14 protein-coding genes and 1 pseudogene are annotated in these 12,152 nt (G+C 69.9%); 8 read left to right on the top strand and 7 right to left on the bottom strand.

Features of this window, described 5'->3' with window-relative positions; translation table 11 throughout:
* The first annotated feature begins 135 nt into the window (after window positions 1-135).
* Window positions 136-1,176 carry an NAD(P)-dependent alcohol dehydrogenase gene (locus tag FGL94_RS00600; protein WP_144919951.1) on the top strand — a complete coding sequence of 347 codons (1,041 nt, stop codon included), beginning with the start codon at window positions 136-138 and terminating at the stop codon, window positions 1,174-1,176.
* 211 nt (window positions 1,177-1,387) lie between these two features.
* Window positions 1,388-2,593 carry a thiamine pyrophosphate-dependent dehydrogenase E1 component subunit alpha gene (locus tag FGL94_RS00605; protein ID WP_144919953.1) on the top strand — a complete coding sequence of 402 codons (1,206 nt, stop codon included), beginning with the start codon at window positions 1,388-1,390 and terminating at the stop codon, window positions 2,591-2,593.
* A 24-nt stretch (window positions 2,594-2,617) separates the two neighbouring features.
* Here the strand turns inward: FGL94_RS00605 and FGL94_RS00610 are convergent, their stop codons facing one another.
* From FGL94_RS00610 to FGL94_RS00620, 3 genes are all read right to left on the bottom strand, one after another.
* A complete protein-coding gene (locus FGL94_RS00610) occupies window positions 2,618-3,931 on the bottom strand; it encodes an NAD(P)/FAD-dependent oxidoreductase (RefSeq protein ID WP_144919955.1) in 1,314 nt (437 codons plus the stop codon).
* A 124-nt stretch (window positions 3,932-4,055) separates the two neighbouring features.
* The gene (locus FGL94_RS00615) at window positions 4,056-4,256 is read right to left on the bottom strand and encodes a hypothetical protein (protein ID WP_144919956.1); all 201 of its coding nucleotides are present in this window, start codon (window positions 4,254-4,256) and stop codon (window positions 4,056-4,058) included.
* A gap of 251 nt (window positions 4,257-4,507) precedes the next feature.
* The gene (locus tag FGL94_RS00620; RefSeq protein ID WP_144919958.1) at window positions 4,508-5,197 is read right to left on the bottom strand and encodes a helix-turn-helix domain-containing protein; all 690 of its coding nucleotides are present in this window, start codon (window positions 5,195-5,197) and stop codon (window positions 4,508-4,510) included.
* A 90-nt stretch (window positions 5,198-5,287) separates the two neighbouring features.
* On the opposite strand from FGL94_RS00620, the gene FGL94_RS00625 reads away from it, so the two are divergent.
* The 3 genes from FGL94_RS00625 (at window position 5,288) to cdd (ending at window position 7,637) form a co-directional block, all read left to right on the top strand.
* Window positions 5,288-6,505 carry a pyridoxal-phosphate dependent enzyme gene (locus FGL94_RS00625; RefSeq protein WP_144919960.1) on the top strand — a complete coding sequence of 406 codons (1,218 nt, stop codon included), beginning with the start codon at window positions 5,288-5,290 and terminating at the stop codon, window positions 6,503-6,505.
* A 62-nt stretch (window positions 6,506-6,567) separates the two neighbouring features.
* Window positions 6,568-7,155: a GNAT family N-acetyltransferase gene (locus tag FGL94_RS00630; protein WP_144919962.1), complete on the top strand. Its 588-nt coding sequence runs from the start codon at window positions 6,568-6,570 to the stop codon at window positions 7,153-7,155.
* Window positions 7,156-7,235: 80 nt separating this feature from the next.
* Window positions 7,236-7,637 (top strand): cytidine deaminase, encoded by a 402-nt coding sequence (cdd, locus tag FGL94_RS00635; protein WP_144919964.1) that lies wholly within the window; start codon window positions 7,236-7,238, stop codon window positions 7,635-7,637.
* A 39-nt stretch (window positions 7,638-7,676) separates the two neighbouring features.
* Here the strand turns inward: cdd and FGL94_RS18905 are convergent, their stop codons facing one another.
* Window positions 7,677-7,865, bottom strand: coding sequence for a hypothetical protein (locus FGL94_RS18905; protein ID WP_345775937.1), 189 nt, complete (start codon window positions 7,863-7,865; stop codon window positions 7,677-7,679).
* Here FGL94_RS18905 and FGL94_RS00640 point away from each other — a divergent pair.
* A pseudogene (locus FGL94_RS00640) lies at window positions 7,791-8,517 on the top strand (nucleoside phosphorylase). The gene FGL94_RS18905 and the pseudogene FGL94_RS00640 sit on opposite strands and share 75 nt — an antisense overlap.
* A gap of 79 nt (window positions 8,518-8,596) precedes the next feature.
* Window positions 8,597-9,778 carry an NAD(P)/FAD-dependent oxidoreductase gene (locus FGL94_RS00645; protein ID WP_144919966.1) on the top strand — a complete coding sequence of 394 codons (1,182 nt, stop codon included), beginning with the start codon at window positions 8,597-8,599 and terminating at the stop codon, window positions 9,776-9,778.
* A 177-nt stretch (window positions 9,779-9,955) separates the two neighbouring features.
* Here the strand turns inward: FGL94_RS00645 and FGL94_RS00650 are convergent, their stop codons facing one another.
* The gene (locus FGL94_RS00650; RefSeq protein ID WP_144919968.1) at window positions 9,956-10,489 is read right to left on the bottom strand and encodes an Rrf2 family transcriptional regulator; all 534 of its coding nucleotides are present in this window, start codon (window positions 10,487-10,489) and stop codon (window positions 9,956-9,958) included.
* A 67-nt stretch (window positions 10,490-10,556) separates the two neighbouring features.
* On the bottom strand, window positions 10,557-10,772 hold the full coding sequence (locus FGL94_RS00655) for a hypothetical protein (RefSeq protein ID WP_144919970.1): 216 nt from the start codon (window positions 10,770-10,772) through the stop codon (window positions 10,557-10,559).
* 100 nt (window positions 10,773-10,872) lie between these two features.
* On the opposite strand from FGL94_RS00655, the gene rocF reads away from it, so the two are divergent.
* The gene (rocF, locus tag FGL94_RS00660) at window positions 10,873-11,778 is read left to right on the top strand and encodes an arginase (RefSeq protein WP_144919971.1); all 906 of its coding nucleotides are present in this window, start codon (window positions 10,873-10,875) and stop codon (window positions 11,776-11,778) included.
* 15 nt (window positions 11,779-11,793) lie between these two features.
* Here the strand turns inward: rocF and FGL94_RS00665 are convergent, their stop codons facing one another.
* Window positions 11,794-12,090 (bottom strand): DUF7565 family protein, encoded by a 297-nt coding sequence (locus tag FGL94_RS00665; RefSeq protein WP_144919973.1) that lies wholly within the window; start codon window positions 12,088-12,090, stop codon window positions 11,794-11,796.
* Window positions 12,091-12,152 lie beyond the last annotated feature (62 nt).

The raw sequence follows: 12,152 nt of genomic DNA on the forward strand, positions 1-12,152 counted from the left end.
TTACGCACCGGTTTTCCGTTCACGCGTCGGGTCGGCGGTCTCGCTCCGTCACCGTCGCGTTCGCGGGCGGCCGCGGCGCGGGAAGACCCCACTATAACGAACGTTTATGATGAAGGCTGCGAGACACTATACCCCATGCAAGCCGCCAGACTCCACGAGTACACCGACGACATGAGCGAAGGACTGACGATCGACGAGGTTGACCGCCCCCACGCGACCGGCGCGAGCGACGTGATCGTCGAGGTCGAGGGCGCGGGCTGGTGCCAGACGGACAACCACATCATCGAGGGAATGTGGGAGGAGTACGTCCCCCAAGAGCTCCCCATGACGCTCGGCCACGAGAACGCCGGAACGGTCGTCGAGACGGGCGAGGACGTAGATCTCGTCTCCGAGGGCGACCCGGTGATCTGCCACCCGGTCCAGACCTGCGGCACCTGCCGTCCGTGTCGGCTCGGCGAGACGATGTACTGCGAGAACGACGTCTTCAACGGGCTCACCACCGACGGCGGCTTCGCCGAGTACCTCCACACCAGCGAGCGCTCGGTGATCCCGCTGCCGTCCGGCGTCGAACCGATCGACATCGCGCCCCACGCCGACGCCGGGATCACGGCGTACCACGCCGCCAAGAAGGCGGTCGCCGACCTCAACCCGGGCGATCACGCGGTCGTCATCGGTGTCGGCGGGCTCGGCCACATCGGTCTGCAGTGTCTCGACGCGATGAGTGCGGCCCGCATCACGGCGATCGACCTGAAGGAGTCCGCCCTCGACCTCGCGGAGGGGTACGGCGCGGACCACCTGATCAACCCGAGCGAGGCCGACGTCCGCGAGGAACTCGACGGGATCACCGACGGGAAAGGCGCCGCGCAGGTGCTCGACTTCGTCGGCGAGGACGTGACGACCGCGTACGCGCCGGACGTCACCGCCGCCGGCGGCGACCACCACATCATCGGCTACGGCGGCCACGTCCACGAGCCGGCGCAGGCGCTGGTGAACGGCGAGTTCTCCTTCGTCGGCAACATCGTCGGCCGGTACGCGGAGCTACAGGAACTGGTCGCGCTCGTCGAGCAGGACGACGTCGACCTCCACACCAGCCGCTACGACCTCGGCGACGTGAACGCGGTCGCGGAGAAGCTCGAACACGGCGAGATCGACGGGCGGGCCGTGATCACGCCCTGAGTCGGAGTCGGTCGCCGGAATCCGGGTCGGCCCACAAATCGCTTTATCGATCGGTATAAATCCTCGAGTAGGGATCGCAGCGCCCTCCTCACCGTGATCGACGGGAGCGTGTACGGCGTCATCGTCGGCGAGTCGCGGTCGACGCGGCGACGGGACCGCCGTCTGGCCGCGACCGCTAACTCCTTGTGACCGCGGCACACAGCGATCTCCCATGGACGAGAACGGCGCCGAGGCGGTCGGCTCCCTCGATTCGATCGCCGATCCCCTCGCCGACGAGGACTGCTACCGCGTGCTCGGGCCTGACGGTAGTCCCCTGCCGGACGCGACGATCCCGGACCTGTCGGACGAGCGGTTCCGCGCGCTCTACCGCGATCTGGTGATCACGCGCCGGTTCGACGAACGTGCAGTGAGCCTTCAGCGACAGGGAAGAATCGGGACGTACGCCCCCTGTGCGGGCCAAGAGGGCTCGGCGGTCGGATCGACCCACGCGCTCGCGGACAGCGACCTGATCAGCTACCAGTACCGCGAGCACGGGGCGGTCGTCGTCCGCGACCTCCTCTCGGAGTACCTCCCCTACTGGATGGGCCACGAGTCGGGGACGGAAGCGATCGCCGACGGCAACGTCTTCCCGCTGAACATCGGGATCGCGGCGCACCTCCCGCACGCGGTCGGCGCCGCGTGGGCGTTCGACTACCGGGACGAGGACCGAATCGTCGCCGCGCACTTCGGCGGCGGCGCGACCAGCGAGGGCGACTTCCACGAGGCGATGAACTTCGCGGGCGTCTTCGACACGCCGACTCTCTTCTGCTGTCACAACAACGGCTGGGCGATCTCGGTCCCGGAGTCGCGCCAGACGGCGAGCGACACCTTCGCCGAGAAGGCGGCCGCCTACGGCTTCGACGGCGTCCGCGTCGACGGGATGGACCCCCTCGCGAGCTACGCGGTCACGAAGAAGGCCGCCGAGCGGGCGCGGGGCGGCGGAGGCGGTTCGGGGACCGACGGCTCGGAGGGCGGCTCGGAGGGCGACGGCGGCGCGGCCGACGACGGCGACCCCCGCCCCGCCCTCATCGAGTTCGTCGAGTACCGGTTCGGCGCGCACACCACCGCCGACGACCCGACCGCCTACCGCGACCCCGACGCCGTGGACCCGTGGCGCTCGCTCGACCCGCTCGACCGCATGGAGGCGTTTCTGCGGGAGACCGGGCGGATCGACGACGAGGGCGTCGCGGCGATCCGCGAGGAGGCGGACGAGGTCGTCGCCGACGCGATCGACTTCGCGGAGTCGATCGAGCCCGATCCGGCCGACATGTTCGACCACGCGTACGACGAGCTGCCGCCCGAGATCCGCCGCCAGCGCGACGAGCTGCTCGCGGCCGTCGAGCGGCACGGGGAGGAGTCGTTCCGGCGAGAGGAGTAGCGCCGCGGAACTCCGCTCCAGCGTTTATAGGTAGTCACCCGTCGCCTCGGCCGCCGCCCGCCCGCTCTCTAAGGCGCCCTGAATCGACGACCACTCCGTGTAGTCGCCGGCGAGGACGACTGGGCCCTCGGGGTCGTCGGGGCTGGGGAGGTCGGCGTGGACGCCCGGCGGCTGCGCGAACTGCGCGAACCGAATTCGGTGGACGTCGAGGGTCTCTAGGCCGTCGAAGTCGCGGCCGGGGTACCACGCCTCGAGCGCGTCTCGGACGTCGTCGCGGAGGCCGGCCGCGGGACGGTCCAGCGGCGCCCCGCCGAGGAACGTCGCCGCGAGCAGCGCGCGGTCGTCGGGGGCGTACTCGGGGGCGACCTCCGACATCGGGACCACCGCGTTCGGCGAGTCGTCCGCGGCGTTGAGCAGGATGCGCTTTCCCGTTTCGAACGACTCTCCTGCGGGAAGCGTGTACCAGCCGGTCACGTTCGGGACGCCCTCGGTGGGGATCGACTCGACGCCCGTGAGCCGTCGGGCCTCGGGCGGGGTGGTCGCGACGACGACCGCGTCGGTCTCGCGGGTCGACCCGTCCGCGAGCTCGACGGTCGCGCCCTCGGCGTCGGCCGAGCCGAGCCGGAACGGGATCCGGCCCTGGCCGGCCGTCCGGACCGACGCCACGTCCTCGCCGGTCTCGATCGTCGCGCCGGCGTCGCGGGCGCGCTCGGCGAGCGCTTCGGGGATCGCGGCCATTCCCTCCGCGGGAACGCCGATCGCGCCGCGGCTCATCGCGCGGAACGTGTACTCGAAGACGCCCTTCGAGGTCGAGAGACTTCGATCGAGGGTGATCCCGCCGTAGAACGGCTCGACGAAGTTCTCGACGTAATCGTCGGCGAACCCCCAATCGCGGAGGTACCCGCGGATGGAGGTGTCGCGGCCGTCGAAGAAGTCGTCCTCGTCGCGCTTCGCGAGGTCGTGCCGGAGCGCGAGCGTCCGGAGCTTGTCGGAGAAGGAGACCTCGGGGTTTCGGAGCGAGGCGATCGCGGCGCGGGGATCGCGGAGCGGGTCCGATAGGGTCGAGCGCGAGCCGGGCCGACAGATCGTCGCGCCGGGCGCGAACCGGCGAACGTCGAGGGCGTCGGCGTCGAGCTCCGCCGCGACCGCCGGGTAGCTCGTGAACAGCACCTGAAAGCCGCGGTCGAGGGTGAACCCGCCGACGGTCTCGGTCCGCACGCGCCCGCCGACCGCGGGCCGTCGCTCGTACAGCGTCACGTCCGCGCCCGCCTCGGCGAGCCGGGCCGCCGCGACGAGCCCCGCGAGCCCGCCGCCGACGACGGTGGCGTCTCCGTCCATACGCGTGATTCGAGGCGAGAGAGGTTATAAGCGGCGGCGAGTCGGACGGGACGCGGCGAGTACCGATCGCCGGTCGCGGTCCCGAGGCGGGGGCCGCGCCGTCGCCCGCGGCGAACCGCGTCGGTCACTCCGCCAGCCGGACGCCCGGTTCCGCGGTGAACGAGTCCATGCACCGACCACAGAGCCACAGATCGATCTCCCTGGAGCCGGATTCCCGCTCGAAGACGAGGGAGACGCGGCCGAAGGCGGGATCGCCGCAGTGAGTGCACCACTCCGTCCGTGCGCCGGGATCCGACTCCGACCGTGACGGTTCTGGACCGCTCATGAGCCCCGGACGCGACCGTCTGATCCCCCGACCGACGGTCGCCGCGGTGCGTTCGTCGGGACGGGGGTGATCGACCACTCTCGCCGTCTCGAATCGGAGGCTGTCGCCCCTTTCGCGGGACCCGTTCTCACGGTCGCGGTCGACGCAGCGGGTCTCCGTCGAGTCATCGGTATCGATCGATCGGTCGCGGAGGCGAATCAAGCCTTACCCTGTTAGTGGTTTTCACACACAAGCCGCGTTTAACCCTCGGATCAGTCGCCCTCCAAACGCACGTCCGGGAGGCCCAACGCGTCGTGGACGACGTTTCGCACGCCGCGACGGACGCGCTCCGAGGCGGCCTGCTGGGTGATCCCGAGAGTTCCTCCGATTTCCTCCAGGCTCGCGTCGCGCGGAACGTCGAAGTAGCCCCGCTCCGCGGCCGCGGCGAGTGCCTCGCGCTGTTCCGGCGTCCACGGCTTCGATCCCCGGTCGGACCGTTGTTTCAGCTGATAGATGCTGTCGATCCTGAAGTCCGTGATGTCGTTGTCGGCGAGGTACTGATAGAACTCGGCGACGTTCTGATGGTCGGGGAATCGGAACCGCAGCCGCCAGTAGTCGTTCGTGCTCTTGCCTTCGAGCACCGCGCCGTCGGCGTCGATGATGCCTTTGATGACGTCGAGATCGCCGGCCACCCATTCGATCCGGTAGAGGCGCTGGTACTCCTCGGAGCCGTCGATCAACAGCTCGTCGAGCACGGCGACCGAGTTCGTCTTGTCGCTGGCCTCGAGCGACTCGGTGAGCGAATCCAGCGTCTCCGACTCGCCGGACACCCACACGTACGGTATGACGCGGTCGCCGGTCGGAACGATGCGTTCGAGCTCGGCCTCCAGCGCGAGGTCGGCGACGAAGCCGCCGAGTTCGAATCGTTCGACCGAGATCCCGAAGTCGACCAGTATAGTCATATTAATTATTATGAATACAATAAGTTATGTGTTCCTCCCGTCCGGACCCCGAGTGAGAAGCGATTAGTCGCCACCGACGTAAGGCCGTGTATGGAGACGACGACGGCGTTCCGCGGGCTGGAGAGTCGCGCGTCGGGCCGCGTCCACGAGACGGCGGACCCGACGACGGTGTCGGCCGAGGAGCAGGCGCGCGGGCTCGACCCCGCCTACGACTACGAGGCGGTCGATTCCGAGACGCTGTTGGGGTCGCCGCGGGACGGTCCCGCCGGGACGGGGCGCGGTCACTGGCGCTTCGACGCGCTGCTCCCGTTCCCGGCCGAGACCGCCATTTCGGCCGGCGAGGGCGCTACTCCCCTCGTGCCGACCGACCGACTCGCCGACGAGCTCGACGTCGACGCGGTGTACGTCAAAGACGAGGGGCGGAACCCGACGGGCACCGTGCTCGACCGCGGGCTCTCGGTCGCGCTCACCGCGGTCGCGGCGCGGGCGGCCGAGGGACAGGACGTCGAGCCGCTGGCGTGCGCGAGCCCCGGTAACGCCGGGCAGTCGATGGCGGCGTACGCGGGCCGGGCCGACCTGCGCTCGTACGCGTTCGTCCCCTCGCGGTGCGCGTTCTCGAACAAGGCGATGACCAACGTCCACGGCGGGGACATGCGCGTGGTCGGCGGGCGGTTCCCGGACGCTGCCGACGCGGTCGACGAGCAGCTGGAGACGGAGTACACCGACCTCGGGGAGTTCGCGACGCCGTACCGCCACGACGGCGTGAAGACGCTCGCGTTCGAGCTGGTCGCCGACCTCGACGCGGCGCCGGACGTGGTGGTCGTCCCGACCGGCTCCGGCGAGGTCGTCGCCGGCGTTTATAAGGGGTTCGCGGAGCTGGAGCGCGTCGGCGCGATCGACGGGGTTCCGAGGGTCGTCGCGGCGCAGGCCGCGGGCTGTGCGCCGATCGCGGCCGCGATCGAGCGCGACCTCGACGAGCCGGAGCCGTGGGAGACGCCCGACACGATCTGCGGCGAACTGGAGATCGCCGACCCCGCGGGCGGCGCGGCCGCGGTCGAGGCGGTCCGCGAGAGCGACGGCACCGCGGTGGGAGTCGAGGACGAGGACGTCCTCGCGAGCGCGGTCGCGGTCGCCCAGAACGAGGTGATGGAGATGGGCGCCACCGGCGGGGCCGCGCCCGCCGGCGCGTGGGCGCTCAAGGAGGACGGCTTCTTCGACGGCGACGAGACGGTGGTCCTGATCAACAGCGACGCCGGGCTCAAGACGCCGGACGTGCTGCGTAGCCACCTGATGGGACAGGGTATTTAAACCGCAGCCGCCCCGACGCCCCGCGGGGAACCGTTTTTACCTCGGCCCGCCTACGTGCATCCATGTACGTCCGCGACGCCAAGAACCGTGACGAGGCGTGGTTACTGGACGCGATCGAGCGGCTGGGGCTCGACGACGTCGCCTTCCGGTCACGGGACTACGTGATCGCGGTCGACGAGGAGTCGGGCGACCGGGCGGGGTTCGGCCGGCTCCGCCTGCACCGCGGCGGCGAGGAGGCGGAGAACCGGATCGAACTCACCGGCATCGGCGTGCTGCCCGAGTGGCGGGGCCGGGGCGTCGGCGCGCACGTCGTCGAGCGCCTCGTCGACACCGCGGCCGCGGACCGGTTCGAGACGGTGTACGTCCTCACCGACCAGCCCGAGTACTTGACCCAGTTCGGCTTCGAGGAGGTCGACACCGACGACCTCCCGGAGGCGCTCTCGGACCGGCTCGCGGAGAAGCGCGAGTTCCTCGGCGGCGACGTGGTCGGTCTGCAGTTGGCCGTCGACGACTTCGAGATGCCCGATCGGTTCCGCGAGGCGTTCAAGAAGGCCGAGCCGGCGGACGCCGCAGACGACACGACCGAGTCGCCCGAGGACTTCGGGATCGACCCCGACTCGGCAACCTATAAGTACGACACGGGGCGCTGAGGGCGGCCGCCCGCCGCGGAAGACGCGCCGAGATCGACCGCAATCCGACCGCTTATCGGCCCGCCGGTCGACGCCTCCGTATGGACCTGATCGAGGCCGCGCGCGACGCGCTCGACGACGCGCACGTCCCGTACTCCGAGTACCGCGTCGGCGCCGCGCTCCGGACCGCCGACGGCACCGTCTACACCGGCTGTAACATCGAGAACGCCAACTACTCCAACAGCCTCCACGCCGAGGAGGTCGCGCTCGCGGAGGCGGTGAAGAACGGCCACCGCGAGTTCGACCGGATCGCGGTCGCCTCCGGCGTTCGCGACGGCGTCACCCCCTGCGGGATGTGCCGGCAGTCGCTCGCGGAGTTCGCGGCCGACGACCTCCTCGTCGTCTGCGACGAGGGCGACGGCGAGACCAGCGAGTACACGCTCGGTGAGCTGCTCCCGAACACCATCTCCGAGGATACGCTCGACGACGCGCGCGGGATTTAAAGGTAGGCAAGAGCCTGAGCGACTGAGACGGAACTACTTTTAAACGGCTCGCCGAAGGGCGGAGACATGACCGACAAGAGCGACAGGAGCGAGGACCCCAACGACGAGGTGCAGTACCACGTCGAGGTCGGCGACGGCGACGTCGCGGACGCCGTGCTCCTCCCCGGCAACCCCGAGCGCGTGGACAAGGTCACGGCGCTGTGGGACGGCCACGAGGAGGTCGCGCACCACCGCGACCGGCACCTACGAGGACGCGCCGATCTCCGTGACCTCGACCGGGATCGGCTCGCCGTCGGCCGCCATCGCTGTCGAGGAGCTCGCCAGGGTGGGCGTCGACACGTTCATTCGGGTCGGCTCCTGCGGCGCGATCCAGCCGGGGATGGACGTGGGCGATCTGGTGATCACGACCGGCGCGGTCCGACAGGAGGGGACGAGCGACGAGTACGTCCGCGAGGACTACCCGGCCGCCGCCGACGGCGAGGTCGTCTCCGCGCTCGTCGCCGCCGCCGAGCGGCTCGGCCACGACTATCACACCGGCGTGACGATGAGCGCCGACTCCTTCTACGCCGGGCAGGGGCGCCCCGGATTCGAGGGGTTCGAGGCGGCCGGCTCCGACGAACTGGTCGCGGAGCTGCGGGACGCGAACGTGAAGAACATCGAGATGGAGGCGTCGGCGATCCTCACGATCGCGAGCGTGTACGGGCTCCGCGCGGGCGCGGTCTGCTCCGTCTACGCGAACCGGGTCACCGGCGAGTTCCGCACCGAGGGCGAGTCGCGGGCGGCCGAGACCGCGAGCCTCGCGGTGAAGCTCCTCGCGCGGATGGACGAGGTCAAGCGCGAGGCGGGCGCCGACCGCTGGCACGCCGGCCTCTCGCTGTAGGCGGGCGGAGCGGACTCCGGCCGGTCCGGATCGCGTGCGTTCCAAAGCGACTTTATTCGCGCGCTGTGGAACGACACACATGACTACACAGGTCGTCGTCGTCGGTTCCGGCTACGCCGGAGCGGGTGCGGTGAAGGCGTTCGAAGACGAGGTCGGCGATGGCGAGGCCGAGCTGACGTGGATCTCGGAGCACGACTACCACCTCGTTCTCCACGAGGTCCATCGCGCGATCCGCAACCCCGCGGTCGCCGAGAAGATCACCATCCCGGTCGACGAGATCAAATCGCCCGAGTCCGACTTCGTGCAGGGCCGCGTCGTCGACGTCGACACCGACGACCGCGTCGTCGAGACCGACGACGGGACGACCGTCGACTACGACTACCTCCTGCTCGGCGTCGGCTCCACGACCGCCTTCTTCGGCATCGAGGGGCTCGAGGAGAACGCCCACCAGCTCAAGAGCCTCGACGACGCGAAGGCGATCCACGAGGAGGTCCGGTCGGCTGCCGCCGAGGCGACCCGGTCCGACCCCGTCGAAGTCATCGTCGGCGGCGCCGGCCTCTCCGGTATCCAGACCGCGGGCGAGATCGCGGAGTACCGCGACAAACACCGCGCCCCCGTCGATATCAAGCTCGTCGAGGGACTCGACGAGGTCTTCCCCGGGAACGACCCGCAGGTCCAGGGCGCGCTCCGTCAGCGGCTCGAGGACGCCGACATCGAGATCCTCACCGGCGACTTCATCTCGAAGGCCGACGAGGACGCGGTCTACCTCGGTGGCGGCGACGACGAGGAGCCCGAGGAACTCGAGTACGACGTGCTGATCTGGACCGGCGGCATCACGGGCCAGCCGGAACTGGAGAACGTCGAGGTCGAGAAGGACGAGCGCTCGAACCGCGTCCACGCCGCCTCCGACTTCACCACCAGCGACGACCGCGTGTTCGCGATCGGCGACACCGCGCTGGTCGAGCAGGGCGACGACGACGTGGCGCCGCCGACCGCGCAGGCCGCCTGGCAGGCCGCGGAGATCGCCGGCGAGAACCTCGCGCGCGCCGCCCGCGGCGCGCCGCTTCAGTCGTGGGAGCACACGGACAAGGGGACCGTCATATCGGTCGGCGAGGACGCGGTCGCTCACGACGTGATGGGGATGCCGATCCAGACGTTCGGCGGCACCCCCGCGAAGCTGCTGAAGAAGTCCATCGCGGTGCGGTGGATCGCGAAGGTCTCTTCGACCGGACGCGCCGCGAGCGCGTTCGGCGACATGTAACGTCGGCGAGATCGAGACTCGACGGTTTCTTTTTCGTTCAGCGGGACGGTTCTCGACCCCGAGAGCGACGGTTTCACCGACGGCGACGAAATCCGCGGCCGAGTTCGAGCGGCTGCGCTCGGGCTGTTGGCGGGGTCGCGAAGAGAGGTACGCAGAACGATACCGTCGACGAGACGGTCAGTGCTCGGCGGGCTCGTCCGGCGCGCGCATGTCGTCGATCCGCAGGATGAGAATGTTCGCGGTGTCGTCTTTGCCGTCGACGGTCCCGTCGATGACGAGCTTCGAGAGCGGGGTCGGGCCGACGGTGACGGAGTCGCCCTCGTGGAAGTCGCGGACGGAGCCCTGCACGTGGATCTCCGCGCGGCAGAGTTCGGGGTGGTGGACGCTGGAGAGGTCGATCCCGTCGACGTTGATCCCGGTCACTTCCTCGCCCTCGTGGTAGATGGGGACGTCCGCGGGCTCGTCCATCCGCTGGATGTCGAGCGCCTCGTACGCGTTCGAGGTGGGCTTGTACCCGCCTTTCGGTCCCGGTACGCCCTCGACCAACTGGAGGGCCTTCAGGCTCTGCATCTGGTTGCGGATCGTGCCCGGATTGCGGTCGACCTCCTCGGCGATCGCCTCGCCTTTGACGGCGTCCTCCTGTTCCCCGTACAGGTTGATGAGGGCCGTGAGGATGCTCTTCTGACTCGATGTGAGCTCGATCGATGACATAGACGAGAGTAGATGGCCGCCCCGCTTAAATGCGATGGAAGCCCGTTATAAACGATCGTGTGGTTTCTCACGATCCGCGGAGCCGACGGAGCCGGACGTACGCGATCGGGCTGGAGAGCGCCACGACGACGCCGACCCCGATCAGCGCGAGACCGAGGTCACTGAGGAAAAAGGCGACTCCGGCACCGACGAGCCCGATCACGGCGCCGGTGAACGCGACGGCGATCATGGCGCCGATCGGCTCGATGTCGGCCGGAGCGAAGTCGCCTTCGGAGCCGCTCATACCCCCCGTTGTCGGTGGGCCGTGAAAACCGTGTGCGATCGCGGTGCGACCGTGACGGGGACCCAAACCATTCAAGCGTCGCCGGGGCGCTCTCTCGGACATGACCACCGTCAGGATCATCGGCGCGCCGACCGACTACGGGGCGAACCGACGCGGCGTGGACATGGGACCGTCGGCGATCCGCTACGCGGGACTGGCCGACCAGCTCGCTGGCGCGGGCGTCGAGACGGTCGACGCGGGCGACCTCGCGGTTCCCCGCGCCGAGGAGCGCGACCCGGACGCGGAGGCCCCGCGCGACGGGGACGCGAAGTTCCTCCGCGAGACGGCCGACGTCTGCCGCCGTCTCGCGGACGAGGTCGGCGGGACGCTCGCGGCGGGGGACGTGCCGCTCGCGCTCGGCGGGGACCACTCGATCGCCATCGGCTCGCTCGCCGGGTCCGCGCGCGACGCGGAGATCGGCGCCGTGTGGTTCGACGCCCACGCCGACCTCAACACGCCCGCGACGACGCCCTCCGGGAACGTCCACGGGATGCCGCTCGCGGCCGCGCTCGGACTCGGCGAGTTCGCGGAGTCGGACTGGGCGACCGCGCCCGGGCTCGACCCGGAGAACGTCGCGCTCGTCGGGCTCCGCTCCGTCGACGACGCGGAGGTCGAGGTGATCCGCGACAACGGGTTCGCGGCGTACACGATGTCAGACATCGACGAGCGCGGGATCACGGACGTCGCGGAGGAGGCGATGACGGAGGCGTCCGCCGGCGTCGACGGCGTCCACGTCAGCCTCGACCTGGACTGGCTCGACCCCAAGGAGGCGCCCGGCGTCGGCACCCCAGTCCGGGGCGGCGCCACCTACCGGGAGGCCCACAGCGCGATGGAGGTCGTCGCCGAGAGCGACTCCCTCCGTTCGATGGAACTCGTCGAGGTGAATCCGACGCTGGATCAGCACAACGAGACCGCGGAGCTCGCGACGGAGTTGGCCGCGAGCGCGTTCGGGAAGCGGGTGCTGTGAGACTTCGGGTCCCAGTCAGGGGCTGCGGTCCAGCTGATCGACGACCTGCTGCAGGTCCGCCTCGCGCTCGATCTCCCGTTTGATCTCCTCGCGGCGGCGGACCGCCGCGGAGTCGGCGTCGTACGCGCGCACGAACTCGGCCCGAGTGTGCTCGTCGAACGCGTGTCGGATCGCGAAGTAGCCGTCCGGGACGATCGTGCCGCACACCTTGCACTCGTGGCGCTGGTGGCCGTTCGTCTGGTGGACGATGGCCGACTCCACGTCGTCGAAGCCGGCGTCGCAGCCGTCGATTCCGCACGTCCAGCGGGGCATGTCATCCCGTCTCCGCCCCGAGGGATTAACGGTTTCCCCCGACTCCCGCGTCCCGGTCCGAT

The organism is Halorubrum salsamenti (genome assembly GCF_007671685.1).
GTDB classification, from domain to species: Archaea; Halobacteriota; Halobacteria; order Halobacteriales; family Haloferacaceae; genus Halorubrum; species Halorubrum salsamenti.